The 26,360-nt window shown below is 48.3% G+C and carries 24 protein-coding genes and 2 tRNA genes; 23 read left to right on the top strand and 3 right to left on the bottom strand.

The window, feature by feature from the left end:
* The first annotated feature begins 55 nt into the window (after positions 1-55).
* The 23 genes from AC4PHM_RS11355 to AC4PHM_RS11245 all read left to right on the top strand — a co-directional run bounded on the left by AC4PHM_RS11355 (position 56) and on the right by AC4PHM_RS11245 (position 23,721).
* Positions 56-1,693, top strand: coding sequence for a putative polysaccharide biosynthesis protein (locus tag AC4PHM_RS11355; protein ID WP_492017873.1), 1,638 nt, complete (start codon positions 56-58; stop codon positions 1,691-1,693).
* A 2-nt stretch (positions 1,694-1,695) separates the two neighbouring features.
* Positions 1,696-3,174, top strand: a complete 1,479-nt coding sequence (yabN, locus tag AC4PHM_RS11350; protein ID WP_492017872.1) for a bifunctional methyltransferase/pyrophosphohydrolase YabN — start codon at positions 1,696-1,698, stop codon at positions 3,172-3,174.
* 98 nt (positions 3,175-3,272) lie between these two features.
* Positions 3,273-3,551 carry an HU family DNA-binding protein gene (locus AC4PHM_RS11345; RefSeq protein WP_291399755.1) on the top strand — a complete coding sequence of 93 codons (279 nt, stop codon included), beginning with the start codon at positions 3,273-3,275 and terminating at the stop codon, positions 3,549-3,551.
* 68 nt (positions 3,552-3,619) lie between these two features.
* Positions 3,620-3,868, top strand: coding sequence for an RNA-binding S4 domain-containing protein (locus tag AC4PHM_RS11340; protein WP_492017871.1), 249 nt, complete (start codon positions 3,620-3,622; stop codon positions 3,866-3,868).
* Positions 3,869-3,917: 49 nt separating this feature from the next.
* The gene (locus AC4PHM_RS11335) at positions 3,918-4,211 is read left to right on the top strand and encodes an FtsB family cell division protein (protein WP_492017870.1); all 294 of its coding nucleotides are present in this window, start codon (positions 3,918-3,920) and stop codon (positions 4,209-4,211) included.
* A 111-nt stretch (positions 4,212-4,322) separates the two neighbouring features.
* A complete protein-coding gene (locus tag AC4PHM_RS11330) occupies positions 4,323-4,922 on the top strand; it encodes a S1 RNA-binding domain-containing protein (protein ID WP_492020502.1) in 600 nt (199 codons plus the stop codon).
* 59 nt (positions 4,923-4,981) lie between these two features.
* Positions 4,982-5,905, top strand: coding sequence for a Ppx/GppA phosphatase family protein (locus tag AC4PHM_RS11325; protein ID WP_492017869.1), 924 nt, complete (start codon positions 4,982-4,984; stop codon positions 5,903-5,905).
* 159 nt (positions 5,906-6,064) lie between these two features.
* Positions 6,065-6,141, top strand: a tRNA-Met gene (locus AC4PHM_RS11320).
* Positions 6,142-6,163: 22 nt separating this feature from the next.
* Positions 6,164-6,239: transfer RNA gene (locus tag AC4PHM_RS11315), tRNA-Thr, on the top strand.
* A 173-nt stretch (positions 6,240-6,412) separates the two neighbouring features.
* On the top strand, positions 6,413-6,763 hold the full coding sequence (locus AC4PHM_RS11310) for a DUF2200 domain-containing protein (RefSeq protein WP_291405329.1): 351 nt from the start codon (positions 6,413-6,415) through the stop codon (positions 6,761-6,763).
* A gap of 174 nt (positions 6,764-6,937) precedes the next feature.
* Positions 6,938-9,034 carry a sigma-54 interaction domain-containing protein gene (locus tag AC4PHM_RS11305; protein ID WP_492017868.1) on the top strand — a complete coding sequence of 699 codons (2,097 nt, stop codon included), beginning with the start codon at positions 6,938-6,940 and terminating at the stop codon, positions 9,032-9,034.
* A 308-nt stretch (positions 9,035-9,342) separates the two neighbouring features.
* Entirely contained in the window at positions 9,343-10,509 is a 1,167-nt protein-coding gene (locus tag AC4PHM_RS11300) for an alanine dehydrogenase (protein WP_492017867.1), read from the top strand.
* Between the two features lie 33 nt (positions 10,510-10,542).
* Positions 10,543-11,532: a dimethylarginine dimethylaminohydrolase family protein gene (locus AC4PHM_RS11295; RefSeq protein WP_492017866.1), complete on the top strand. Its 990-nt coding sequence runs from the start codon at positions 10,543-10,545 to the stop codon at positions 11,530-11,532.
* Between the two features lie 124 nt (positions 11,533-11,656).
* Positions 11,657-13,282, top strand: coding sequence for an ABC transporter substrate-binding protein (locus AC4PHM_RS11290; RefSeq protein WP_492017865.1), 1,626 nt, complete (start codon positions 11,657-11,659; stop codon positions 13,280-13,282).
* A gap of 100 nt (positions 13,283-13,382) precedes the next feature.
* Positions 13,383-14,324, top strand: a complete 942-nt coding sequence (locus AC4PHM_RS11285) for an ABC transporter permease (protein WP_492017864.1) — start codon at positions 13,383-13,385, stop codon at positions 14,322-14,324.
* Positions 14,325-14,330: 6 nt separating this feature from the next.
* Positions 14,331-15,233, top strand: a complete 903-nt coding sequence (locus AC4PHM_RS11280) for an ABC transporter permease (RefSeq protein ID WP_492017863.1) — start codon at positions 14,331-14,333, stop codon at positions 15,231-15,233.
* Between the two features lie 15 nt (positions 15,234-15,248).
* On the top strand, positions 15,249-16,271 hold the full coding sequence (locus tag AC4PHM_RS11275) for an ABC transporter ATP-binding protein (protein ID WP_492017862.1): 1,023 nt from the start codon (positions 15,249-15,251) through the stop codon (positions 16,269-16,271).
* On the top strand, positions 16,261-17,238 hold the full coding sequence (locus AC4PHM_RS11270; protein ID WP_492017861.1) for an ABC transporter ATP-binding protein: 978 nt from the start codon (positions 16,261-16,263) through the stop codon (positions 17,236-17,238). The genes AC4PHM_RS11275 and AC4PHM_RS11270 overlap by 11 nt, the downstream gene beginning before the upstream one ends.
* Before the next feature lie 57 nt (positions 17,239-17,295).
* Positions 17,296-18,417, top strand: a complete 1,122-nt coding sequence (locus tag AC4PHM_RS11265; RefSeq protein ID WP_492017860.1) for an alanine dehydrogenase — start codon at positions 17,296-17,298, stop codon at positions 18,415-18,417.
* 58 nt (positions 18,418-18,475) lie between these two features.
* Positions 18,476-19,867: an argininosuccinate lyase gene (gene argH, locus AC4PHM_RS11260; protein ID WP_492017859.1), complete on the top strand. Its 1,392-nt coding sequence runs from the start codon at positions 18,476-18,478 to the stop codon at positions 19,865-19,867.
* 158 nt (positions 19,868-20,025) lie between these two features.
* On the top strand, positions 20,026-20,622 hold the full coding sequence (locus tag AC4PHM_RS11255; protein WP_492017858.1) for a hypothetical protein: 597 nt from the start codon (positions 20,026-20,028) through the stop codon (positions 20,620-20,622).
* A 458-nt stretch (positions 20,623-21,080) separates the two neighbouring features.
* Positions 21,081-22,196, top strand: a complete 1,116-nt coding sequence (locus AC4PHM_RS11250) for a M20 metallopeptidase family protein (protein WP_492017857.1) — start codon at positions 21,081-21,083, stop codon at positions 22,194-22,196.
* A 268-nt stretch (positions 22,197-22,464) separates the two neighbouring features.
* On the top strand, positions 22,465-23,721 hold the full coding sequence (locus AC4PHM_RS11245) for an L-lactate MFS transporter (RefSeq protein WP_492017856.1): 1,257 nt from the start codon (positions 22,465-22,467) through the stop codon (positions 23,719-23,721).
* 146 nt (positions 23,722-23,867) lie between these two features.
* Here the strand turns inward: AC4PHM_RS11245 and AC4PHM_RS11240 are convergent, their stop codons facing one another.
* The 3 genes from AC4PHM_RS11240 to pyrG all read right to left on the bottom strand — a co-directional run bounded on the left by AC4PHM_RS11240 (position 23,868) and on the right by pyrG (position 26,115).
* Positions 23,868-24,179, bottom strand: a complete 312-nt coding sequence (locus AC4PHM_RS11240; RefSeq protein WP_492017854.1) for a YbjQ family protein — start codon at positions 24,177-24,179, stop codon at positions 23,868-23,870.
* Positions 24,160-24,396: a hypothetical protein gene (locus AC4PHM_RS11235; RefSeq protein ID WP_492017853.1), complete on the bottom strand. Its 237-nt coding sequence runs from the start codon at positions 24,394-24,396 to the stop codon at positions 24,160-24,162. The genes AC4PHM_RS11240 and AC4PHM_RS11235 overlap by 20 nt, the downstream gene beginning before the upstream one ends.
* A gap of 105 nt (positions 24,397-24,501) precedes the next feature.
* The gene (pyrG, locus tag AC4PHM_RS11230; RefSeq protein WP_492017852.1) at positions 24,502-26,115 is read right to left on the bottom strand and encodes a CTP synthase; all 1,614 of its coding nucleotides are present in this window, start codon (positions 26,113-26,115) and stop codon (positions 24,502-24,504) included.
* Between the last annotated feature and the right edge of the window lie 245 nt (positions 26,116-26,360).

Genomic DNA, 26,360 nt, shown 5'->3' with positions numbered 1-26,360 from the left:
ATTCAATCCCTTTTTCGTGATATAATAGTCACAGCAAATCTACGGAGGGATCAACATGCCTACACCCGACAGTAAGAAAAACAGTTCGTCCACCTTTATACGCGGGGCCGCGATTCTCGGCGCTGCAGCGATTCTTGTAAAAATCCTTGGCGCTTTCTTCAGGATTCCTCTTGGGAATATCATTGGCGACAAGGGAATGAGCTACTATCAGGGCGCTTACGCCTATTACATTATGTTGTTGACGGCTTCCACAGCCGGTATTCCGACCGCCATAGCCAAAATTGTCTCAGAACGTCTGGCCAAAGGCAATGAACGAGGGGCCATGAGCATTGTGAGAGTCTCCAATATCCTCATGCTCGTCATAGGTGCGGCTTCTGCTCTTCTGTTGTTCATTTTCGCGCCTTGGATCACGGAAGCCAACGAAAACTACGGTTCGCTGATGTCCATGCGCGCTCTTGCCCCGGCGCTGTTCTTTGTGTCTATGATGGCTGTTTACCGCGGCTACTTCCAAGGTCGTCAGATGATGGAACCTTTCGCCATTTCCCAAGTCATCGAGCAGCTGTTCAGAGTTGTCGGTGGCCTTGGACTCGCTATTGTCTTTCTTCAGTCCGGCTTTGAATTTGCTGCGGCCGGCGCTACCTTTGGCGCCACCACGGGTGCCGTTATTGGGTTTGCGGCGGTCTATTACATGTACAGAAAATTTGTCAAAACCAGCGGGGTTGATTTTAATCAGGGTACCGGCGAGCATGAGTCGTTCTGGAAAGTTCTCGGCGAGATTCTCATGATTGCCATTCCTATCACCATCGGCGCTTCGGTCATGCCCATTATGGGCTTGTTTGACGCCTCCATTGTCATTGTCAGACTCAAGGAGATCGGCTTCAGCGGCGCAGATGCAGAATCCCTCTATGGGCAGCTCTCTGGCTTTGCGCAGTCCATTGTCAATTTGCCGCAGGTCATCACCGCTGCCGTACAGATCAGCATAGTGCCTGCTATTGCGAACCTTAAAACTTTAGGCGACAACAAGGGTCTGACCCACAATGTGGAGACAGGCATGCGTCTTGCCATGATTATTGGACTGCCTGCTGCTGCGGGCATCTCCCTCCTGGCGGAGCCCATTATACGTCTGCTCTATTTCAATCAGCCGGATGTCTGGGTGACCACGGGAAAAATCCTGGCGGTATATGGTTGGGGGATTATCTTCTTGTCGCTGTACCAGATCACGACCGGAATTATTCAAGGTTTTGGAAAGCCTGTCCTGCCGGCAATTTTTCTCATGGCAGGCGCAGTTTTTAAACTTGTGCTGAACTATACGCTGGTCAGCATTCCAAGCCTGAATGTTCTTGGCGCAGCCATTGCGACCGTAACGGCCTTTGCTGTGGCGGCCGTCCTCAATGTCGTCTATATCATGACCCGTAAGGAAATCAATCTCAACATATCCAAGGTATTTACACGTCCAATCATCGATACGGTGGTTATGGGTATAGTGGTTGTGGCTTCCTTTGCCCTGTTCACGCAATTTATACCAGGGCGCCTGGCGACTGTCGCTTCCATTTTGCTGGGTGGTTTTGTCTATCTGATCATGCTTTTCGTGACGGAAACTATTACGGATGAGGACATGGACATGATGCCCGGCGGCGCAAAGCTTAAGAAGCTCGGCGCGAAGCTGCGCCTCCGCAAAGGCGGGAGGTCCTGATTATGGCGAAGATTACCGTAGTGGGCATGGGCCCCGGAACGCTGGATTTTATGACCATTAAAAGTCTTGAAACCTTGAAGAATGCGCCCGTAGTGAGGCTGCGAACAGCCCGGCATCCGGTGGTCAAGCCGCTGGAGGACCTGGGTTGCCGGTTTGTGTCCTATGATGATTATTATGAGCAGTACGAGACCTTTGATGAGGTTTATGAGGCAATCGCCTCGGATTTGCTGAAGCGCGCCATGCTGGAAGACATTGTGTATGCGGTGCCAGGGAGCCCCTTTGTAGCGGAAAATACTGTGGAGCGGTTGATTGAACAGGCAACCGTTCAAGGCATTGAGCTCGACTTTGTTCATGGGACCAGTTTTCTGGATGCCATGATCCATACTTTAAAACTAGATCCGGTCTCCGGACTTTCCATTCTGGACGCCTTCAAGATCGAAGCCACGGAAATTGTGCAAACTATGGATTTGCTGATTCTCCAAGTTTACGACCAGGCGATTGGCTCCATGGTCAAACTGAGGCTTATGGATTTTTATCCGGATGACCATGATATACTCATAGTCAGAGCAGCGGGGATACCTGGGGAAGAAAAAGTCACGCGGATCCCCCTGTACCAGCTGGATAGGGCGGAACATCTGGATGCCCTGGATCATTTGACCTCGCTGTGGATCCCGAGAATCGACACCAAGGTGGATCATCGCTATAGGTTCAGCGAGCTGGTTGCTATCATGAAGAGACTCCGGGACGTGAATGGCTGTCCCTGGGATCGCAAGCAGACACACCAGTCCCTGCGTCAATACTTGATTGAAGAGGCCTATGAGGTCGTGGACACCATAGACAATGACGATTTGCCAGCTCTGGAAGAGGAACTCGGCGACGTCCTGCTGCAAGTGGTTTTCCATAGTGAGATCGCCGCCGAGAACGGGTATTTTGATGTCACGGATGTTATTTCGGGTATTTGCAGGAAACTCATCCATCGGCACCCACATGTCTTTGGGGCCCTTTCTGTGGAGGACGCGGAGGAAGTCGTCACCAACTGGGAGCAAATCAAGCGAGAAGAAAAGGCCATTGAGTCAGTGACGGAGGCCATGAAGCAACTGTCTATGGCGCTGCCGTCTACACTGAGGGCTTACAAGGCACAGAAAAAAGCCGCCGGTGTGGGCTTTGACTGGCCGGATGTCCAGGGTGCCTTTGAGAAAATCCATGAGGAAATCGATGAGCTGCTGGAGGAAATGCATGCTGAAGAGCGCGATGAGTCGAAACTCTCCGGTGAGGTTGGCGATTTGTTGTTCGCGGTGATCAATGTCAGCCGTTTTTTGAAGGTCAATCCGGAGCTTGCGCTCAACAAAACCATTGAGAAATTTATCCGGCGTTTCCAAGTGATTGAGGAAAGTGAGCCCGCAAAAGCCCGAGGATTGGAAAATTTATCCTTATCAGAGATGGATAACCTCTGGAATCGTGCAAAAATCAACGATTTGTAGGCAAAATCCTAAAAAATGTCTTGAAATGACAGGTACTTACAGGATAAGATAGTAATAGCTTATAACGAGCCGAAATACTTAGATGAGGAGGGTTTTTAGTGAACAAGGCTGAATTGGTAACAAGCATGGCAGAAAAGTCCGGTTTGACTAAAAAAGACGCTGAGGCTGCTTTAAACGCATTCATGAAGAGCGTCGAGGAAGCGCTTGCGAAAGACGATAAGGTACAGCTCGTCGGCTTTGGCACGTTTGACGTCAGAGAGCGTAAAGCAAGAAAAGGCAGAAACCCAAGAAATCCAGAAGAAGTGATTGCGATCCCAGCATCGAAGGCACCTGTATTTAAAGCCGGTAAAGCGCTTAAAGAATTAGTCAATCTGTAGTCACTATAAGAAAAAGCAGCTGGCAAGCTGCTTTTTTTTTACCAAGAGCATGGAGGCACCTGAAGAAAATGAGAATTGACAAGTATTTAAAGAACAGCCGCCTGATCAAGCGCCGTACGGTGGCCAAGGATGCTTGCGAGCAGAGCCGCATTGAGATCAACGGCAAACAGGTTAAGCCCAGCGCCAATGTCGCTGTGGGAGACAAGGTCACCTTGAGACTTGGTGAGAGTTACATAACGGTCGAGGTTCTGGCGCTGACGGAGCATGTCACCAAGGACAGCGCCAAAGAGATGTATCGCATTTTAGACGAGAATTAGGACATTGCACAAAACATTTTGGTAAAGATCATTGCAGGGGGGAGATCCCATGAAGCCGGTCAAAAAAAAGAATCCGCTGCTCAGGCATAAATTCCTCGTCCTGTTCATCATTGCATTTTCGATCTACTTTGTCGTCACTATCATCAACCAGGAGATCAGGCTAAGGGACCTGAGGGTTGAAGAGGTGCGGCTGAACCAGGAAATCGAGCGGCTTAGCGAGGAAAAAGAGAAACTTGAGAATGACTTGAAAGAGTCGCAAAGCCTGGACAACATAGAAAAAATTGCGAGGTCAAAACTGAAGATGGTTATGCCAAACGAGATTATCTACGTGATCCAGGAATAGGCTGATTCGTGAACAAAATTTACAAAATACAGGACTGCCGAGGTTGACAGTCCGACCTGCTTTCACTATAATTGGAAGGAACAAAACATTTAGGAGGAATGATTGATTACTATGTCCGCTGTTGAAATCGGAAAAATCGTTGATGGGGTTGTCACCGGAATTACCAGCTTTGGAGCATTTATTCAGCTTCCGGATGGAAAAACAGGACTGTGTCACATCTCAGAAATTGCTGACAGTTACGTAAAGAATGTTTCTGATTTCCTGAAGGAATCACAACCGGTCAAGGTCAAGATCATCAACATTGATGATAAAGGCAAGGTCAGTCTGTCAATTCGCCAGGCTATGCCTAAACCGGAAAACGCTCCGGCTTCCGCCCCAAGCCAAGGTTATCAGGGAAGACCTCAAGGCGGCTCGCCAAGACCACATGGCAACGGGCCAAGACCACAGGGTAACGCGCCGAGATCACAGGGCTACGCGCCGAGATCTTCTGAATCAGGAAGAGATCAGCGTCCAGGTAATCGTCCTTCAAGTCCGGCACCATATTTTTCACCAAAGCCTCAGAATTTTAGATCCGATCGGCCTAGTTCGGGCGGTGGCTTTGAAGATATGCTGACGAGCTTTATGAAAGACTCGGATGACAAACTTAAAGGCATTAAAAAGAATGCCAAGTCGAGCCGCAGAGGCAACGGCTTCAGCACGAAAACAAAGTAGTACAATTCGCCGGCCTGGACCGGCGATTTTTTTTATAATTGAAGAAGAGGTGGAACAGGGTGGAGAAAATCTCGGTCATTGATATGGGGAGTAATTCTATTCGTCTCCTTATGGCAGAGTTGGAAGGCGAAAAGCTGGTCGGTGCTGAGAAGCTGCTCAGCATGACGCGATTGGGCGCGGGTGTGGACCAGACCGGGCTGCTCCGGCAGACGTCCATGGATGAGACCGTTGAAGCGGTCCAAGCGTTCAAGGCTTTGGCCGATGGTCGCGGATCCCGGCTTTTAGGCGCTTTTGCAACAAGCGCAGTTCGTGAAGCGGGCAATGGTCAGGACTTCGCAAGACGCGTTGAGCTTGAGACGGATGTACCGGTTGAAATTGTCAGCGGTGATGAGGAGGCTGTACTGGGCTTCCAAGGGGTCTTAGCCGGCATGGTGCATCCTGGCCGGGTGCTTGTCATAGATATTGGCGGCGGAAGCGCAGAACTCATTCTGGGGGATTTTGAGGGTATCGCACATAAGGTTTCTCTGCCACTTGGGGCAGTGAGGATGACTGAGCGGTGGCTTATGAGTGATCCACCTGCAGAGGCGGAGCTGGATGCGCTTAGGGCAGACGCGCTGACACAGCTGAAGACATGGCGGGAGCTCGTGCTTGGATATAAGCCGGAGTCAGCCGTGGGGATTGGCGGAACGGCGACGACGCTTGGCGCAATTGCGCTTGGAATGAAAGATTATGACCGTGAACGCATTCAAGGCTTTGAAATCTCCGCTTCGGCTCTGGATCACATGATCCTCAGACTGTCGGGAATGACGCTCGAGGCGCGGCGCGAGGTGCCCGGGCTGCAGCCTAAGCGGGCGGATATCATTATTGCCGGGGCGCTGGTGCTGGAGACGATTTTGAAGGCATTTGACATGACTGGTTATGAGGTCAGTGACTATGACAATCTTGAAGGTCTGCTGGTGTCGAGGGGTTATCTTAAACTGTGAAGTGGTTAAAATCCAGCACAGTATGAGATCGAGCCGGGGCGGCAGGGTTTCGGTGGGCATAAAAATGGTAAAATACTGGCTTGACGTGGTCTAAGGGATCGTGTAATATAATGTATGTGTTTACAGGGTGCCTGGAGCATGGCTTCAAATCCTGGCCTTGGCGGTGTAGCTTAGTTGGCTAGAGCGTCCGGTTCATACCCGGAAGGTCGGTGGTTCGAATCCGCCCACCGCTACCACATTTTTGATTTCTTTGATCATGCCGGCATAGCTCAATTGGTAGAGCAGCTGAATCGTAATCAGCAGGTCGCGGGTTCGAGTCCCATTGCCGGCTCCACTTCAAACCATTGGAAATGCCAGATTCTCACGAGTTGAGAATCTGGCATTTTTTCGTTTTTTCTATAGTTTGACGGGAAACCACTCTAATCTGCTATAATAAATATAAAGAAACAGCAGCATGGATGAAGTGAGATGAAATACCGAAATTATCATGGAAAGTGAGGCTGGATCATGGATAAAAACCGCGTTTATGCAATGCGCGTGGGCAGTGTCTATCCTTTATATGTCGCGAAGGCGGAGAAAAAAGGGCGCACGAAGGCGGAAGTTGATGAGATCATCCGCTGGCTGACGGGATACAGCCAGGAAGAGCTTGTGGCGCTGATGGATCAGCAGACAGATTTTGAGACGTTCTTTGCCAAGGCGCCGCTGATGAATCCTTCCCGGGCTCATATCAAAGGTGTGATTTGCGGTGTCAGAGTGGAAGATATTGAGGATCCCGTCATGAGGGAAGTGCGTTATCTGGATAAGCTGATCGACGAGCTGGCCAAAGGGAAAACCATGGACAAAATTTTGAGAAAGTAAGACTTGGCGGAATTTCTTGTCGGTACAAGGCTGGCGGGATTCGGCCGATGGTTGGAAACGTGACCATCGGCTAAAGTGCTCAGGTACTGGCCGGAGTTAAAGGGACAGTTGCCAGGTAATCACAAAAAAGTCAGATTAGGTGAATGGCATCATAAATGAAAGGAATTTATGGGTATGAAAGAAATAGCCGTCGTTGCGAATGAGCAAAGTTACGCTGATTTCATAAAAGAGTGTCTGACAGTCTATTTTGGAAATCAGGCGAAAATCAACGCCTACTCCGCGGAGGCCGTTGACAGCATGCCATATATCCGGGAAAAATATATCGCGATCTCGGGGTTTACGGTGTTCAAGCTGATCTATGACAAGATCAAAGAGTCCTCGGTGCTGCAAGCGCTGCGGTTCACCATGAGCAAAGCGCAGATTGACATGCTGAAGGATCTGCCCTCCGGAGAGAAGATTCTGCTGGTCAATATTGACAACAGGAAGTGCATGGAAGTTATCACACAAATCTATGAAGCGGGCTACAAAAATTTAGATTTAGTGCCGTACTATGGGGATGAAAGTACCAGAGACATGAGCATCAGAGTGGCCATTACGCCAAACGAAATGCAGCTGATGCCGCCTGGGATGGAACAGGTCATCAACTTTGGTGAGCGGGTTTTGGACGTGGAAAGCGTGATTGAGCTCGCTGAAAAGATGCAGATTGACGGCATTTTCAATTCGGAAGAAGCCAGAAACGCGCGCAGCAGTGCGGTGCTGACCTCTGGCGGTGTCACGAAACTGCTGGGTGAAAACGAAAATCTTCTGGATCAGATTAAAGCACTGATGGAGCTGATGGATGACGGCATCATTCTCACAGATTTGATGAGTCAGATCTATCTTGCCAACCAGAAGGCGAAGTCCATGCTCAGAAACCGGTCGGAATTCATTGAGGGCTTCGGGATTTCGGATATTCTTCCGGAACTGCGGATGGGGGACGATTCCAGGCGCCTGAAGGCTTCGGAAAAACTGATTTCGGTAGGCGGCGTCAATCTGGTCATCAAAGTATCCCCCATTTTTTCAGATAAGACCAAACGGGGCAACATCATTACGCTGAGAAGCTTTGATGAACTGGAAGACCAGCAGCACTCGATCCGTTCCCGAATTTCGGGGACGCGACACGAGGCAAAATATGTCTTTGAAGATATCAAGGGCATCAGTCCGAAGATTATCGAAGTTATTGAAAGCGCCAGGCGTATCGCCAGATCGGATGCCGCGGTGCTGATCACGGGTGAGAGCGGTACCGGAAAAGAGGTCTTCGCGCAAAGCATCCACAACGCTTCGACTCGGAGCCGCTACAGTTTCGTGGCGCTGAACTGCTCCGCCATACCGGAAAATCTCCTGGAAAGTGAAATGTTCGGTTACGAGGAAGGCGCGTTTACCGGTGCAAAAAAGGGTGGAAAAGCCGGCTTGTTTGAACTCGCCCACAAGGGCACGATATTTCTGGATGAAATCGGTGAAATGCCGCTGCCGCTACAGAGTAAGCTCCTCAGGGTTCTTGAAGAGAAAAAAGTCTCAAGGATTGGATCTCTGAAGCTGATCGACGTGGATACCAGAGTCATAGCGGCGACCAACAGGAATCTCAAGGACATGATCAGTGAAAAAAAGATGAGGGAAGACCTCTACTACCGTTTGAATGTGCTCCCCCTTCAGACCCCTAGTCTTAGGGAGCGCAAGGAGGACATCCCGGTCCTGCTGAATCATTTTATGGCAGCCATGCATGGGGATTGGAAGTATTCTCCAAAAGCCCTTGAAATGTTTTGCGGTTATAACTGGCCAGGCAACGTCAGAGAACTTAGAAATGCGGCGGAATTCCTGTGCAGTCTGGATAAGCGGTTTGTCGATATTCAGGATCTTCCGGATTACATTCACCAGGTCAAGAACACAATGTCCGACCACCGCTATGCATCCCAGCCAGAGATGGGGGAATACCAAACCAATTTGAAGTTCCTGCTGAGAGAAGGCCGAAAGTTTGAGCTGTTTGAAGGGATTCTCACAGTACTGGGCACAGATCTTGACAAGCATCAGAGATGGGGCAGGATTCGTCTGGAAGAGGCACTCGCTGTTCGCGGTTTTGAGTTTACTGAAACCGAGATTCGAAACGGGCTGCGGCTGCTGAGTGACATGGGTTACATCAAATCAGCCAAAGGCAGGGGAGGCAGCCGGATGACGGCGGCGGGAAGTGAGCTGCTCGAGGACATTAAGCGCTTGAAGCACGTTTCGCGGTCCTAAGACTACGCAGTATTATTGTCAGGTTGGTGCCAGACCTTTATGAGGTATAAGAAACAGCGCATCCCTTTGCCGGGATGCGCTGAATGGTTTTTTGAGCTAATGTGTCGGTTTAGTCAAAGGCTCTTAAATAGGTTTAATAGGTTTAAATAAAGCCATATAAACCTATTAAAATACAAAAAAACTCAAAAAAACGTGTATTATTGCATGGCATGATAATTGCTTTAATAGTAATCGTCGTTAAATAATCTGAAAATACAAAACCGTCAGTCAATTGTGGAATCATCACTTAAATATTCGGGAGGGTTACTATGATATTCGGCATTCTTAAGGATATAAAGGAAGGTGAAAACAGAGTCATTTGCACGCCAATAGAAGTTCGCAGCATCATTGCAGCTGGTCACAAAGTGCTGGCGCAGAAAAATTGCGGATTAGGTTCCAATTTTACTGATCAGCAATACATAGAAGCAGGCGCGGAGATTGTTGAAACTATGGAAGAGATGTACATACGCTGTGATATGGTGGCAAAGGTTAAAGAGTTTGAACCGGTTGAATTTGATTTGATCAGAAAAGATCAAATTCTCCTGGGCTGCATCCATCCAGCGGGCCACCCTGAAGAGGTCGACGCTATTTTGAAAAGTGGCTGCATCGCCTTTACTGCTGAGGATTCGCACCGTTATGGCTCGCCAAATTGTGAAGCTGCCGGTAAGCAAGGTGCCCTATTCGGCCTGGAATCGATGCTGACGATCAATGGCGGAAAGGGCAAGTATGTTGGGGGCTTCGTTGGCGCGCCCGGCATGAACGTTCTGATCATGGGTGCCGGAATTGTTGGGCAGGGCGCTCTGGAAGTTTTATACGCACTTGGTGCCAACTGTACGGTCATGGACATCAATGTGGGTGTGCTCCGTTCCACTTCTGCGAAATATAGCGGTAAAATCAATACCATGTTTTGTAATCAGGAAACCATTGCTTCTGTCCTCCCTCAGACGGATATGGTGCTTAATTGTGTCAAATGGCCTAAGCAGCGCAAAGACTTCCTCATCACAAGAGAAATGCTGAAACTCATGGAACCGGGCTCTGTATTGGTTGACATCAGCAATGACGATCCGGGCGCTATAGAGAGCAGCCACGAGACCCATCATGACAATCCTAGATATGTTGAAAATGGCGTCGTCCACTACTGCGTTTCGAATATACCAGGCGCAGTCGCATACAGTACATCTGTCTCGTATGCAGCCATCATGCTGCCATTGATTCTCAGCATTTTGAATAATGGTGTCGAAGAAACGTGTGTGGCGGATGGCTACTATAGGAGGAGTCTTACTGCCTATAAAGGCTATCTGACTCACGAAGAAACATCTGCAATTCAGGGCAAGCCCTGGATCCAGCCAGAAAAAATTCTGGGCATTCAAGATAGGAAGCTGGATTTTGCGCCAAACGCAACCAGCTCACGTTCAAAAAATTTCACAGAGATCTAGCCAGCTAGTGTAAAAAATATTGAGGAGGCTGTCATGAGCGATAGGGTTTTGGATTTCGACCAACTCATCAAAGAAGGAAAACCGCTGCCGGATCTACAGGCTGTCAGAGGTGAGCGCTGGTTTGCGCTCGACACAAGTTCCGAGGAAGACATGGTGCCATACTGGGGCGGCGACTGGGGCTGTGCATCAGAGTACAACCGGCTTAGGGCGGTGCTTCTGCACAGGCCGGGAAGCGAATTGAACAGCTTTGACTATGATAAGGTCCGCTTTAGGGAGCCCGTTGATCCTGTCAAGTTTCAGGCACAGCATGATATGCTGGCGGAATACTACAGATCTCAAGGTGTGAAGGTGTACTACACGGAAAAGGTTCGAGAAGACAGACCTAACGCGGTATTCTGCCGCGACAAGCTGTTTATGACACCAGAAGGCGCTATTGTCTGCAGACTGGCTATGGCAGAACGACGGGGAGAAGAGCGCTACGTTTCAGAGGCGCTGGGCCGCATTGGCGTACCAATTGTCAGGACGATTTCCGGCAGAGGGATTTTTGAAGGTGCCAATGCCATGTGGGTCGACCGTGAAACCTGTATTCTTTCACTTAGTGTCCGTGCCAATCGCGAAGGCTATGACCAAATGGAATATGAACTCAGGCGTCAGGGTGTTAAAGAGATTATTCCAATGCAGATCCCTTATGGGCACGCTCATATTGATGGACTGCTCAATCTGGCTTCAACCGAGGCAGCCGTAATCCATGCCAGCCAGGTTCCTTACACGGTCGTGGATACCCTCAAGAAAAAAGGGTATAGAATTATCGAGACGCCTTCGCAGACTGAAGCGAAATATGGTTACTCCGTGAACTTTGTCGCAATCGAGCCCGGTCACGTTGTGACTTCTGTGGGCTCGCCGAGAACAGTTGAACTGCTGGAACAGGCCGGTGTCAAAGTCGATGTGTTGGATTTGTCGGAGCTCAACAAAGGCAAAGGCTCTGTACATTGCATGACCGCGTTCCTAAAAAGAGATTCTTGAGAAGGTTGGGAAAACAGCATCATTTGACATTTCTGAAGCTGAGGTGCGAGATCTGTTACTGTTTGAATTAACAACGTGATGATAACCATCACGGATGTTGATCATAATTAAAGGGGGAAAACAAATGAACAAAAAGCGCTTACTTTCACTTTTACTTATGCTCTTGATGATGGTGTCTGTTCTCGCAGGCTGCGGACAGAAGCCTGAACCGGCTGAAGAGCCAGGCGGAACTGAAACACCGGCCGTGAATCCTGATGAAGAGGTTCTGACCATCAGGAAAACAGCCTCACTTCAATCCACAGACTGGGAGGCAACTACCAACACCTTTGACATGCAGATCATGTGGGTACAGGTTTTTGAAAGTCTCTATACTATTGATGAAGCAGCCGGCGGTTATCAGAACCAGCTTGCAAAAGAAGTGGCCATCAGCGAGGACGGCTTGACCTACACAGTCACATTAGTAGATGCCACATTCCAAAATGGAGATCCTTTAAAAGCTTCTGACGTTGTCTTCAGTTACAAACGCGCTATGGAAAACTCCCGCTTCAACTACGTTACCTCTATGATCAAATCTGTTGAAGCAGCGGATGACAAGACCGTTGTTTTCACGCTTGACTATCCTTACTCCGCAATTTCACACACCTTCTGGTCTATCAAGATCTCTAGCGAAAGAGAAGTCACAGAGCAAGGCGACAAATTTGGTACGGTCCCTCATACTGCAGCGACGGGTCCTTACATCATCACAGAGTATGATGTCGCATCCGGCCTAAAGTTAAAAGCTAATGAAAATTATTGGAAAGGCGTACCTAATATTAAGAATGTCGAGTACATCGTCATTTCAGATGATGCTGCTGCGGTTATTGCGTTTGAGAACGACGAACTTGAATACTTGCCGGATGCGCCGCTTTCCGAGTGGGATTCTTTGGTAGCTGCTTCGGGCGAAAATAACTCACTTACAAAAGGCAACAACATTCGCTTCATGGCGATCAATTATCTCTCACCAACGAACAACAATATTCTTGGGAATTTGAAAGTTCGCGAAGCAATATTCTATGCAATCAACAAAGACAACATTAATGCAGCTGCAGCCAGCGGCTACGGAGCGCCAGCTTACGAATATATGCCTCATGAATATGTAGCAACATCACCATCCTATGAAGACGGCGGATTCAAGATTTATGACTATGATCCTGAAAAAGCAAAATCCATGCTTAAAGAAGCTGGGTTTACGGATGCGCAAATCGCAGAGGGCATTGATGTCGGCACCCTGATGACTTACGGCGCAGCTACTGCGGAAAAAGCCAAGGCAGCCCAAGTTATTCAGGCAAATCTTGCAGAAGTCGGTTTGAAATGTGAGATTTATGTTGCTGAAGCAGCACAAGTCACGCCTAAGCTCTATGCGCAAGATTATGACATGTGTATTTTCGGAGACAGCGGAAACTATGACTTCAATAACATCCGACAACAGGTCCATTCAGAGTCTACAGGCATGTATGTAGTCAAATACGCTGATGACAAGAGTCCGCTGGATTATAAGCGACTCGAAGAGTTGGTAGCGCTTGGTGTATCCACTGCTGATACCGAGGAACGCCTCGGCTATTACACAGAACTCTGGTCTATGGTCATGGATTCTGCTACTATTCTTCCTTTGTACCACAATCCGGTTGGGATCGCATGGTCATCCAAGCTGGATCCGGGTGGATTATCACCTACTTACTACCACATTTACAATTTTAAATGGGTTCAATAATCTAATTAGTCAGCAGAGGTAATACAGACTATCATCGACAAGTATGGCATTCCCGTGTTTGAGGTGTGGGGATGCCATACTTTATAAAGGAGATTCGATTATGTACAGATATGTCATTAAGAGACTCCTGTTTCTTATTCCGACAATATTGGGTGTCACGCTGATTATTTATGCCGTCATGAGCATCACCCCCGGTGATCCCGGCCGAGCGATGCTGGGAACAAGCGCCTTACAGGCTGATGTAGATGCCTATAATGCAGCGCTGGGATATAATCTCCCGTTTCCAATCAAGTATCTCAATTACGTGAAGGCCATGGTCTTTGAACAGGATTTTGGATTTTCATACCTGACAAAACAGCCTGTTTTTGATGAAATCTGGCCGAGATTCCTTGAAACACTTAAGTTGGCATTCTTGGGCGTCTTTATTGCCGCCTCGGTTGGGATCCCCTTTGGAATTTATGCTGCCGTTAAGCAGTATTCCCTGTGGGATACGATTCCTTCTCTGGTAGCCTTTTTTATGGCAGCATTCCCTTCTTTTGTACTCGGACTGTTATTTTTGTACTATTTCTCTTTGAAATTGAACTTATTGCCGTCTTACGGTATTGGCTCGTTTGAACATTACATAATGCCCGCTCTCGCCATATCCATCCCGCCTGCGGCACAAAATATGAGATTCACAAAATCCTCCATGCTTGAAGCAATTCGTCAGGATTATGTCCGGACGGCGAGGGCCAAAGGCGCTGCGGAGCGGACGGTCGTATGGAAACACGCGCTGAGGAACGCATTGCTTCCGGTTGTGACACAGATTGGCCTGAGCCTGGGCGTTTTGATCGCAGGCGCGGTTGTGGCGGAAAAAATATTTTCAATACCCGGTATTGGAAGCCTGATCGTCGACCGCATCGCTTACAAGGATGAACCGGTCATCATCGCAGGGACAATCCTCATCTCCATATGCTTCACACTTGTCATGCTGCTTGTAGACATCATTTATGCTTTTATTGATCCTCGCATTCGTGCGAAATATTCCAATACAAAGGGGTAGACTATCGTGGAAATTAAAATGAGCCCTCAAAAGGTCCAGTCCACGACAGTGGATAGCTTCAAACGTCCCAGCCAAACCAAAGAGATTTGGAGGAGGTTCAGCAAGAGCAAGGGCGCGGTAATTGGATTTGTCCTATTTTCAATTATTGCTGTAATGCTGCTGGCAGCTGATTTTATCGTGCCATACGAAGCCGCCATAAAACAGGATTTCTCCCAACAATTAGCCGCGCCTTCGCGTGAACATTTCTTCGGTACGGATGGCTACGGCCGGGATGCTTTCGCGCGGCTGCTTCATGGTGGTCGGACATCACTCAGTATCGCGCTGATTGCCACGTTCACTTCAGCGGTTCTAGGAAGTGCGCTTGGTGCTATATCGGGATTTTTTGGCGGGAAAGTCGACAGCTTTATCATGCGAAGCCTGGACATCTTTATGTCGGTACCGGACATTCTCTTTACCATGGCTGTAGTCTATGCGCTGGGCGCGAACTTCACCAACCTTTTATTCGCCCTCACTTTGGCCTATTTTACCAATTACGTGCGGCTGGTGCGTTCTCAGGTGCTGAATCTCGCGGAGCAGGACTACGTTGAAGCAGCCCGTGCGGGTGGCTCGGGGAGCGCGAGGATTATTTTATCGCACATCATACCGAATGCAGTGGGTGTTATCATCGTCAATACGACTCTGAATGTTGCCAAAATCATTCTATATGAGTCAACGCTGAGTTTCCTTGGACTTGGCATGCCTCCGCCGCAGCCTGAATGGGGTTTGATGCTTTCTGAGGCGCGTGAATTCATGCGAACGGCACCGTGGCTGATGCTGTTTCCATCTGCAGCCATCGTCATCACCGCTGCCTCGATCAACTTAATGGGAGATGGCCTGCGCGACGCGTTGGATCCTCATCTGAAATCATAGCCGGGAGGTTTGTTCATGGCGCACACAGAAACCCAAAACATACTTGAAATACGAGACCTCAAGGTTATATACAAAACCGATCTGGAGGTAGTTGAAGCTGTCAATGGTCTGGACCTGAAAATCGGAAAAGGAAAGACACTGGGTCTGGTCGGTGAAACGGGCGCGGGTAAAACGACAACAGCGCTGTCGATCCTCAAACTTTTACCTTCCATCACCGGACGGATCTTGCAAGGTGAGATCTATTTTGATGGCGAGGACATTATCAAGAAAAGTGAGCACGACATGCAAACCATTAGAGGAAACCGAATTTCAATGGTTTTCCAAGATCCTATGACAAGCTTGAATCCGGTTCTGACCGTAGGAGATCAAATCGCGGAAGCGGTTCAGCTGCATAATCCTCAAATGACGAAGCAAGAGGTGGATGATAGAGTTGCCTTTACTCTGAATATGGTTGGGATCATGCCTTCTCGCAGCGGAGATTACCCGCATCAGTTTTCAGGCGGGATGAAGCAGCGCGTGGTCATTGCCATGGCACTTTCCTGCGAGCCGGAACTTTTGATAGCAGATGAACCGACCACCGCGCTGGATGTTACAATACAGGCTCAGGTTTTAACCATGATCCGGGAGCTGCGGGACAGACTTGGGACTTCCATGCTGATGATCACTCACGATTTAGGCATCGTAGCTCAAACCTGTGATGATGTCGCGGTCATGTATTCAGGCATCATAATCGAAGCAGGTTCGGCGGAAGACATCTTTTTAGGGGATAAGCATCATCCTTACACAATTGGATTATTTAATTCAATCCCGAATCTTGATGTGAAATCCGAGAGGCTCAGTCCAATAGCTGGTCTTATGCCTGACCCGACAAATCTTCCAAAAGGGTGTGTCTTTGCGCCGCGTTGTGAGCACCGCATGGAGATCTGCCTGGAAGCACGTCCGGATGTTTTTGAACAGGGGACTCACAAGATCAGGTGCTATTTATTTTCTGAAGCATCAGGCAATTCAAAGGCAGGTGTAGATCTAAATGCCCAGTGACAATCAACCCAAACCATTACTTGAAACCATTGAGCTTCGCAAGCTGTTTAAGTTAAAAGGTGGTTCGCATCTCCACGCGGTGGACGGCATCAATATGAAGATCTATGCAGGAAAAACTTTGGGTGTCGTTGGAGAATCCGGCTGCGGAAAATCTACGCTTGGAAGAACCATCCTGAAATTACTTGAGCCGACCTCCGGTCAGATTCTTTTTGAAGGAAATGACATAACAAAATACTCAGTCAGCAAGATGAGGCCCGTACGCAAGGATATGCAAATCATTTTTCAGGATCCCTATTCGTGTATAGATCCAAGGAAATCCGTCATAGAGATCATCTCGGAGTATATGTTTATTCATAAACTCTACAAATCCAGGGTCGATACCTTTAATAAAGCTGCTGGCCTTATGGACATGGTCGGTCTGGCCAGGCGATACGCGAACTCTTATCCCCATGAGCTTGATGGCGGACGCCGTCAGCGCATAGGCATAGCCAGGGCGTTGTCGCTCAATCCGAAATTCATTGTTTGCGATGAACCGGTTTCAGCTCTGGATGTTTCCGTACAAGCGCAAAACCTGAATCTTTTGATGGACATTCAGGATGAACTTGGCCTGGCTTATATGTTTGTGACCCATGACCTGTCTGTGGTCAAACACATTTCCAATGATATTATGGTCATGTATCTCGGGAAATGTGTCGAAAGAGCGACTTCGGACGAGCTGTTTGCAAACCCGCAGCACCCATACACTAAAGCGCTGCTGGCAGCTATTCCAAAGCCTGATATCCGGATGCGCAATAAGGAATTCCAGTTGATTAAAGGGGAAGTGTCCAGTCCTGTAAATGTAAAACCTGGCTGTCGATTCGCCTCCCGGTGTGACTATGCGGTTCCTGAGTGTTCACAGCGCGATCCTGATTTTGTTGAGACGGCGCCTGAGCATTTTGTGGCTTGTTATGTTGTCAACGGAAGATAGAATTGGCGAGTCATCATGCGGGACTGAAAAGATGATTTGAGACGGGAGAGCGATAACATGATCATCGGCATACCCAAGGAAATCAAAAAAAATGAGTGCCGCGTTGCCGCGATACCTTCAGCGGCAGCATCGTTTGTAAAAAATGGCCACATAGTGCTGGTGGAACCTGATGCCGGTGCGGGCAGCGGGTATCCTGACGAGGCATATGTCAGGGCGGGCGCCCAGATTACGCCTAGAGAGGCGCTGTATGAGCGCTGCGATCTGCTGTACAAGGTTAAAGAAATTGAAGCTTCGGAATATGAAATGCTTCACGAAAATCAGATTGTGCTGTCCTATCTCCACTCAAACGCACACAGGGAAATGACGGAAGAACTGTTAAAACGAAACGTTACCGGACTGTGCTATGAGGATGTAGATGACGAACATGGCGAATTTCCAATGCTGGCACCCATGAGTATCCTTGCGGGGAAAGGCGGTTTTTTGGCGGCCCTTCATTTTTCTCAAAGCGTCCATGGAGGCAGGGGACTTTTGCTCAGTAGAGTGGTGGGTGTTCCAACGCCGGAGATCACCATAATTGGTTGTGGATGGTCGGGTATAGGCGCTGCTGAGCTCGCCGCTGCCTTTGGAAACAAGGTGACCATGCTGGATATCAGTAAAAAGGCAATGGAAAACGCCAGGGCCAAGCTGCCGGTCAACGTTGAACTGTTGTATTCAAACAGGGAAAATTTAGAGACTTGCCTTAAGCGTTCGGATGTGCTCATTAACTGCATCCTATGGCCTAAAACTCGCAAAGATCATTTGGTTTTCCGGGAAGATTTAAAGATGATGAAAAATGGCGCTATGATTGTAGATGTAGCCTGTGACGACGCCGGTGCTGTTGAAACCTGCAGAAGCACCTCTCACGACGATCCTGTCTATTTTGAAGAAGGCATTCTTCATTATGCCGTGGACAATATTCCTTCCGGCTTCGCCGAGACCGCATCACAAATGCTGTCTGCGTCAACGCTGCCTTATGCACTGGAGATCGCGAATCGAGGCATTGTCGAGGCGCTGAAGAAAGACCCTCATTTGAGGCGTGGACTGACGACCTACAAAGGGCTGCTGACGCTGAAAGAAACAGCGGATAAGCATGGCATTCCTTTTGTCGATCCGCTTGAAGCTATCAGCCGCGAAGCATAGTTCCTAAGCGGCACAGTTGACGGGCGATCAAAAGGATCGTCCAGGGAGGCGAACTTTTATGTCTAACCTTTGGGGCGGACGGTTCTCAAAGCAAATGGCGCATTTTACGGCAGATTATAACGAATCCATCAGCTTTGATCACAAACTCTACAAATACAGCATAATGGGGAGCGCAGCCCATGTCAGGATGCTGGCAGAACAGGGTATTGTCAGTATGGAGGTCCGGGACGAGATTCTGCGCGGACTGTCAGTGGTCGAAAATAAACTGGATCATAATGAGATTGAATTCAGCCTCATTGATGAAGATATTATGATGATCATTGAAAAGGAACTTATTAAGGAGATTGGCGATGCGGGCAAGTATCTGCATACTGCCAGAAGCCGAAATGATCAGAATGCTGTGGATGAAACGCTGTTTTTAAGGGATGCTGTGAAGAAGACGATTGAACATCTTAAAGATTTGCTGGAAGTCATTACTGTCAAGGCTGAGGAAGAAGCTCATAAGATTATGCCTGGCTTTACGCATTTGCAGCACGCTCAGCCCATTACAGCGGGATTCTACTATATGGCCCATTTTCAGGGGCTGAAGCGGGATGTGGAGAGGTTTCAAGACACCTTGAGACGTCTGGATGTCAATCCTCTTGGTGCCTGTGCCATGGCGGGAACGACGCTGCCGACGGATCGTATGGTCACCACGAGGCTCCTGGGGTTCTCGGCAGCCTCAGAAAACGCTATGGATACTGTCGCGAACCGGGACAGCATTTCGGAATATCTGTTTAATGCAGCGCTTTGCATGGCGCACTTGAGCGGCTTCGCCGAAGAAATAATCGTTTTCAATTCTCAAGAGTTCAATTTTATTACCATTGATGACAGCTTCTGCACGGGCAGCAGTATTATGCCGCAGAAGAAAAATCCAGATATTGCGGAGCTTGTCAGAGGCAAGGCCGGAAGAGCGATTGGAAATCTTGTCACCTTGCTGACAGTGCTAAAGGGCACTTTTCTGACACTCAACAAGGATTATCAGGAGGACAAGGAAGCGCTGTTCGACAGTATCCATACGCTTGACCGAACGTTATTCATCTTCGCAAGAATGCTTGAACATATCACCTTCAATGAAGATGTGCTCAGAGAGCAGCTGAAAAAAGGTTTCATTGAAGCGACAGACCTCGCGGAATTTCTGGTCATGCAGCAGATCCCATTCAGGGAGGCCCATGAGATCGTCGGTCGGTTGGTCAAATACTGTGAAAACAGGAAAATGACTTTCGCAGAGGTTGGGAAAGCGGATTTGGATCTTGTCGAATTCCCGGTTGAACTCGAAAATTTATCCCAGTTCAGTGTGGAAAATTGCATCGCCAATAGGAATAGTTTTGGCGGTACGTCATATACTGAGGTCGAGCGGCAGATTGTGAACGCAAAATTGTTCACAGCCGGGATTGCGACCGCACAATAACTTGTTCCCCTTTTGACCATCGATACGCAGTTTAAGCCCATTTGGGGTTATCCTGCGGGCGGTGGTCTTTTATTTGCCATAAACTGCAAACGAACGGGTATGTCTGAATCTCAGTGGGTATGTATGAATGAAACAGGTCGCTGGGGGAGGTGAATGGAGTGATCCGGATGAACTTTAAGAAGAAAAAGAAGAAGCTCACTGAAAACTATTATAGAGATCGGGAAACGGACGCCTATATCATTCCAATCTGGCTGGACAGCTATGATGACGTTTTTGATGACTGGGATCCTTCACCGTTTAAAATGAGGGATATTGAGGATGAATTTCTCGACTTTTTGTGGGATTCAGTGGAAGACATACCAAAGCGAGAAGACATCATTTTCGAATTTTTCATTCCTGCGGCGCTTAAAAACGTACAGAAAGAGCAGATTTTAGTCAGTGCCCTGATGCACCATTTTGACTATATGGAGATTCGCAATGAGAAGAAGCTGCAGAAGGAACGGCTTGAAGCCGCGAAATACTTTGCGCTTGGTATTTTGTTTTTTATCATTGCTTATATGGGGCCATTTAAGGCAGATACGCTGGCGGTCCGAATCATGGAGGACGGGCTGTTTGTTGGGGGATGGGTCTTCATGTGGGAAACCTTCTCGAACTTGTTCATAGAATCCAGGGAATTCAATGAGGAGCGGCACATCATCAGGCGGTTCATGAAAGCCAGGGTCAGGTTTGTGGAGAAGAGGGACCCGCTGGTATAAGAGCCGCAATAGGGGATAAAAAAACTGAGTCCAAATTGATGGATTCAGTTTTTTGTGAGTTGAGGCAGTACGCTGACGGTCCGCGTGTTGGATAAATTGCGCTGTGATCTGAAAGCGTTTTAGTATGTGAGGTGTAAAAATAAATTTACGATCTGCACAGTCATTTTTACAATGTGCTTTAGCTGGTCGAGAGGTTTCTGTTTAATATCGTTTTTGATTCTCAACATGAATTAAAGTTGTCTGAAAATTTTGGGGTTTCATAGAATCTGTCACACGGGTAAATTCAGAACACCCGGCAGGTGCGGGCCAACAAATGGCAGGCCTTGTCTTTCGCAAGTGAGTAGTCTTGGAATAATAGTTCCATTTTGGCATCGATATTGCATTACTTAGCATCAAACAAAGGCACACAAATTATTCCGGTCAAAAGACGATTTGCGAAGATAAAGGAGTTGGACATTTTGGAACAACAGAACCTGGCGCTGGCGATAGAGCTGCGCCGCAAGCTTCATCAGCACCCAGAGCTTTCCAATCATGAAACATGGACGAAGCAGCACTTGATCGATTTTCTCAAAGCCAATACAAAGCTGGAGATCATTGACCGCGGCCGATGGTTTTACGGCGTGTATCGTGCGGGAGAGAACAAGAAGAACATAGCCTTCCGCGCGGACTTCGATGCCATAAAGATGAACGAGGGCATTGAGCTGCCTCATGCTTCCGTCTTTCCCGGCGTTTCTCATAAATGCGGTCATGACGGTCATTCTGCCTCGCTGGCGGGCTTTGCGCTGGAAATTGATCAAAAGGGCGCCGACAAGAATATCTTCTTTCTCTTTCAACACGCGGAAGAAACCGGCGATGGCGCGGCGGAGTGTGCTGTGTTCATAAAAGAAAACGACATTGAAGAAATCTTTGCGTACCACAACATGAGCGGCATGGCCTTCAAATCCATAAATGTCATAGATGGCGCGAGCAACTGCGCCTCAAAAGGGATGATCATTCGGATGGAAGGGAAACCTTCTCATGCCAGCGAGCCTGAGAAGGGGGTCAATCCTGCCTTTGCATTTGCGAAAATTATCGATGCTATTCCTGACTTTATTGCGCCGGAAAAAAACAAGGGCATGGTGCTTTGTACCGTGATCCAAGTTGATGTGGGGGAGAAGGCTTTCGGTGTCAATGCCAGCAGAGGCGAACTTCTGCTGACGATCCGCGCGCTTTATGAGGCAGAAATGGACCGGCTGCAGCAAAATCTTGAGAATCTGGCATCCTCACTGGCAGAAGACCAGGGGATGACGGTCGCCTTCACCTATCAGGATTACTTCCCGGAGACTTTTAATCACAAAGAGAGCTCGGATCAGATTCGAAAAGCAGCTTTCAACAAAGGCTTTGAAGTTGTGGAAATGCCGGAGGCATTCCGGGGGTCGGAGGATTTTGGCCATTATCTTAAGCAGACTAAAGGTGCGATTTGTTACATTGGAAATGGAATGGATTACCCTAACGTCCACTCCTTTAACTATGACTTCAATGATGACATCATCGAAACCGCGGTGGAATTGTTTAAAGAGCTGGCAGCAATGTAAGATGAAGAGAGAAACTGATTCAGGACTTGCTGAAAGAGGTTGAAGCAAGTTGATTCAGAAGGCTGCTGCAGTTTATGGAGAACCCAAAACTGCAGTACTTTTTTGGCTTTTTTCGATTTGAATAGGATAGACCGCGCTTATGTCCCAATTTTATCTTCAAATAATTATTTGAAATACAATTTAGAACCAGTCTGCCATAAATACATGGTGATCTGTTTAAAAATCCCTATTTATCAATGGCTACATAATTAATCAGGAGGCTATAATCATGAATAATGAATCTAAACGGTGGATCCTGTTGGTCGCTGGTATTATCATAAATATTTGTGCAGGCTTTGGCTATGCATGGAGTGTCTTCCAAAACCCCTTGATGCAGCAGTTTGGATGGAACGCGATTCAGGCGTCTCTGGCGTACACTTTGGTTATGGGGGTCTCCGCTTTGCCCATGGCATTGGTTGGTATGGCACAAGCCTATATATCACCGCGTGTTCTTGTTTTCACAGGAGGCCTTCTTTTGGGTGGTTCAGTATATTTTTCTGGATCAATCCAGTCCCTTGCTCAGTTATATTTAGTTTATGGCGTAGGTGTTGGACTGGGTGTTGGTATTGTTTATTCAGGAAGTCTGTCCAACATGGTCAGATTTTTTCCGGATAAACGCGGATTTTGTTCTGGTGCCATGGCTGCTGGCATGGGAAGCGGCGCGGTCATCCTTGCCCCGCTGGCTGCAGCGCTGATCTCGAATTTTGGTGTTATGCCTAGTTTTAGGATTATTGGCATTGCCTTCATATTAATTATTTGCGGGCTTTCGTTACTCATTGACACCGCACCGCAAGACTACGCTCCAAAGGGATGGATACCCAAGAAAACCACAGAGACCTTAACTGGAGCAGATAAGGATTGGAAGGCTATGCTGAAAGATCCGATATTCTATTTAATGGCAGGGATCTTTACAACAGGTACAACCTCCGGCGTCATGATTATTGGACACGCCTCTCCAATGTTTCAGGAAATCATGAATTTTACGCCGCAGAAAGCAGCGGCTATGCTTGGATTCCTGGCGCTGTGTAATACACTTGGCAGACTGTTCTGGGGATGGACTTCTGACAGGATTGGCCGACTAAAAACGATTTATTTTTTATATGCTATTACAGCCCTCGCATTGTTAGGATTGATTTACTTTACGGGGCAGTATCTTTTTGTAGTGATGGTTATGTTCATTGGCACTTGCTATGGCGGTTTTATGTCAATGATCGCCTCTTTAACTGCAGATACGTTTGGATCAAAAAACCTGCCCATCAATTTTGGTATCATGTTCCTGGCTTATGGATTTGCAGCCTTTATAGGGCCGCGTATGGCTGCTGTTATAAAAATTATGAATCAAGGTGATTATTCACCCGCATTTATTATTGCCATTCTGATGTGCCTGGTGGGCATCGTCCTTAACTTGGTTGTTGTGAAGAAGTTAACGAAAAGAACGGCCTGCGCTTCAAGTACAGAACTATTAACACATACTGCAAATGAATGAATCAATATCTAAATCTTGAAATACGAATCAAGTACTTAGCTGTCGTAAATTGATTTTATGCTGTTCAGCAAGCCAAAATTAAAACAAAAGGAAGAAGGCCGCGGCCTTCTTCCTTTTGTTTTATGTAAATTGCGCATTCTGATTCATCATTTGAATCTGACTGCCGTGCCATAGGCAATAACTTCTGCTGCGCCCTGCATTACTGCACTGGAGGCGTAGCGGATATTGATGACAGCGTCTGCTCTCATCTCAGTCGCTTCTTCGACCATGCGTTTGGTAGCCAGTGCCCGGGCTTCGTTCATCATGTCGTTGTACTCTGTCAGTTCCCCGCCAACCAGCGTTTTCAGTCCGCTCATGATGTCTTTTCCCAAATGTTTGGACATGATGGTGGACCCTTTGACGATAGAGAGGGTTTCAAGCTCTTTTCCCGTAATGAAATCAGTATTTACTAAGATCATCTTTATCCTTCTCCTCTTTGTCTATTTCTTTGAGACGAATGATGAGCGTGTAAACTGCGGCAGTCATCATGCCAACAGCGCCGGCACCTACAGCGGCAGCTATGATCTTGCCAAACCACGGCTCCGGCCCGAGGGTTAAATTGAACGGAATCCAAAGATAGAAGGCGAGATAACCAATGAGGATAGCTGTAATGACAATGGGTGCCAGTTTTTTCACCGTGGATCCCTTCCTTTGTCTTGGTCTTTATACCCTCAGTATCTGACGAAACTATATTTTCTGCAATGGCTATCCGGCAAACTTAATGCTTTTTTAATCCGAAGTCTAACGCTTCTGAAACCGCAGTGCTTTGGCGGCTTTGATAAAATCCCGAAACAGCGGCTGAGGCCTGGTCGGCCTTGAGACGAACTCCGGATGAAACTGGCCTGCGACAAACCAAGGGTGGTCCGGCAGCTCGATCATCTCGACGAGCCGGCCGTCCGGGGACAAGCCGCTGAAGACCATACCGTGGGATTCCAGCTGCGGCCGATAGTTGTTGTTGACCTCATATCGATGCCGGTGGCGTTCGTGAATCAAGTTGCTGCCATAGGCGGCGAAAGCTTGTGTGCCTTCCTTGACGACGCAGGGGTAACGTCCCAGTCGCATAGTCCCGCCCTTGTCAATGATGCCGTGCTGATCCGGCATCAGATCAATGACAGGGTGCTGCGTCAACGGATTCAGTTCGGAGGAGTTGGCGTCCTTGAGTGCAAGAACATTCCGGCTGAATTCGATGACGGCGAGCTGCATCCCGAGGCAAATGCCGAAGAAGGGGATGTTGTTTTCGCGCGCGAAGCGGATCGCGGTGATTTTTCCCTCTATTCCCCGATCGCCGAAGCCGCCTGGGATAAGGATACCATCGGCATCAGCCAGCTTTTCCCTGACGTTCTCGTCATCTACCAGCTCGGAGTGGATCCAGTTGATCTCGACCTTGGTCTGGTTGGCAATACCGGCGTGCTTTAGCGCTTCTGCCACGGAAAGGTAGGCGTCGTGGAGCTCGACGTATTTCCCGACCAATGCGATACGCAGATGCTGGCTGGCTGTCTTCTCTGCGTCGACCATGGCCCGCCATTCTGACAAATCCGGCTCAGAGCAGGACAAGGCCAGACGCTGGCAGACCTTATCCGCCAGTCCTTCTTCTTCCAGCTTCAATGGCACCTCGTACAAGGTCTCGGCGTCGAGATTCTGTATGACGTCCTTTGAGCCAACATTGCAGAACAAGGCGATCTTTTCTTTGATTTCACTTGACAATGGGACGCTTGTCCGGCAAACGATCATGTCCGGCTGTATGCCGATCTCTCTCAGCTCCTTGACGCTATGCTGGGTAGGCTTCGTCTTAAGCTCGCCGGACTTTTCCAGATAGGGGACCAGGGTCACGTGGATGTACATCACATTTTCACGGCCGAGGTCATATCGAATTTGGCGAATGGCTTCGAGGAAGGGGAGGCTCTCGATGTCACCCACGGTGCCGCCGATTTCTGTTATAACCACTTCCGGCGCGGTGTCCTCAGCAATCCGGTAAGCCCAGGATTTGATCTCGTTCGTGATGTGGGGAATGACCTGAACGGTTGCCCCCAAATATTCACCCCGGCGTTCCTTGGAAATGACAGACCAATAAATCCTGCCGGTGGTCACGTTGGAGTTTCTGGTCAGATTGAGGTCTATGAAACGCTCGTAGTGTCCCAGATCCAAGTCGGTCTCGGCGCCGTCCTCAGTGACAAAGACCTCGCCGTGCTGGTAGGGGCTCATGGTACCGGGATCCATGTTGAGATAGGGATCAAACTTCTGAATGGCGACTCGAATGCCTCTGGACTTCAGAAGCCTTCCCAGCGACGCTGCAGTGATCCCTTTGCCGATGGATGAGACCACACCGCCTGTGACAAAGATGTACTTGGTTGTCATTTGAATAAGCCTCCCTTTAATATAATTGAGTTGGAAACATCACCTGGATTGTTGATTTCCAACAAAAAAAGAGTGAGAGGTCCCCCGTTGTCGGATGACCCACCACTCTCAGGCTATCAAGAACAATTTGGCTTTCACCCTCGCGGGTGTGTCATTGATCGATCTGAAAAATCATTTAATAATGAGTAAGTATAATAGAAAGCCCGGTCAGCGTCAACCGCGAACCGGGCTTGAATAATAATAAA

This window comes from Acidaminobacter sp. QWL-03 (assembly GCF_058683855.1).
This window is presented reverse-complemented; position numbering and strand designations above follow the sequence as displayed.

Excerpts from the sequence above, each read along its gene's own strand:
- AC4PHM_RS11355 (WP_492017873.1), top strand. The coding sequence starts at position 56 with ATGCCTACACCCGACAGTAAGAAAAACAGTTCGTCCACCTTTATACGC.
- yabN (WP_492017872.1), top strand. The coding sequence starts at position 1,696 with ATGGCGAAGATTACCGTAGTGGGCATGGGCCCCGGAACGCTGGATTTT.
- AC4PHM_RS11340 (WP_492017871.1), top strand. The coding sequence starts at position 3,620 with ATGAGAATTGACAAGTATTTAAAGAACAGCCGCCTGATCAAGCGCCGT.
- AC4PHM_RS11335 (WP_492017870.1), top strand. The coding sequence starts at position 3,918 with ATGAAGCCGGTCAAAAAAAAGAATCCGCTGCTCAGGCATAAATTCCTC.
- AC4PHM_RS11330 (WP_492020502.1), top strand. The coding sequence starts at position 4,323 with ATGTCCGCTGTTGAAATCGGAAAAATCGTTGATGGGGTTGTCACCGGA.
- AC4PHM_RS11310 (WP_291405329.1), top strand. The coding sequence starts at position 6,413 with ATGGATAAAAACCGCGTTTATGCAATGCGCGTGGGCAGTGTCTATCCT.
- AC4PHM_RS11305 (WP_492017868.1), top strand. The coding sequence starts at position 6,938 with ATGAAAGAAATAGCCGTCGTTGCGAATGAGCAAAGTTACGCTGATTTC.
- AC4PHM_RS11300 (WP_492017867.1), top strand. The coding sequence starts at position 9,343 with ATGATATTCGGCATTCTTAAGGATATAAAGGAAGGTGAAAACAGAGTC.
- AC4PHM_RS11295 (WP_492017866.1), top strand. The coding sequence starts at position 10,543 with ATGAGCGATAGGGTTTTGGATTTCGACCAACTCATCAAAGAAGGAAAA.
- AC4PHM_RS11290 (WP_492017865.1), top strand. The coding sequence starts at position 11,657 with ATGAACAAAAAGCGCTTACTTTCACTTTTACTTATGCTCTTGATGATG.
- AC4PHM_RS11285 (WP_492017864.1), top strand. The coding sequence starts at position 13,383 with ATGTACAGATATGTCATTAAGAGACTCCTGTTTCTTATTCCGACAATA.
- AC4PHM_RS11275 (WP_492017862.1), top strand. The coding sequence starts at position 15,249 with ATGGCGCACACAGAAACCCAAAACATACTTGAAATACGAGACCTCAAG.
- AC4PHM_RS11270 (WP_492017861.1), top strand. The coding sequence starts at position 16,261 with ATGCCCAGTGACAATCAACCCAAACCATTACTTGAAACCATTGAGCTT.
- AC4PHM_RS11265 (WP_492017860.1), top strand. The coding sequence starts at position 17,296 with ATGATCATCGGCATACCCAAGGAAATCAAAAAAAATGAGTGCCGCGTT.
- argH (WP_492017859.1), top strand. The coding sequence starts at position 18,476 with ATGTCTAACCTTTGGGGCGGACGGTTCTCAAAGCAAATGGCGCATTTT.
- AC4PHM_RS11245 (WP_492017856.1), top strand. The coding sequence starts at position 22,465 with ATGAATAATGAATCTAAACGGTGGATCCTGTTGGTCGCTGGTATTATC.
- AC4PHM_RS11240 (WP_492017854.1), bottom strand. The coding sequence starts at position 24,179 with ATGATCTTAGTAAATACTGATTTCATTACGGGAAAAGAGCTTGAAACC.
- pyrG (WP_492017852.1), bottom strand. The coding sequence starts at position 26,115 with ATGACAACCAAGTACATCTTTGTCACAGGCGGTGTGGTCTCATCCATC.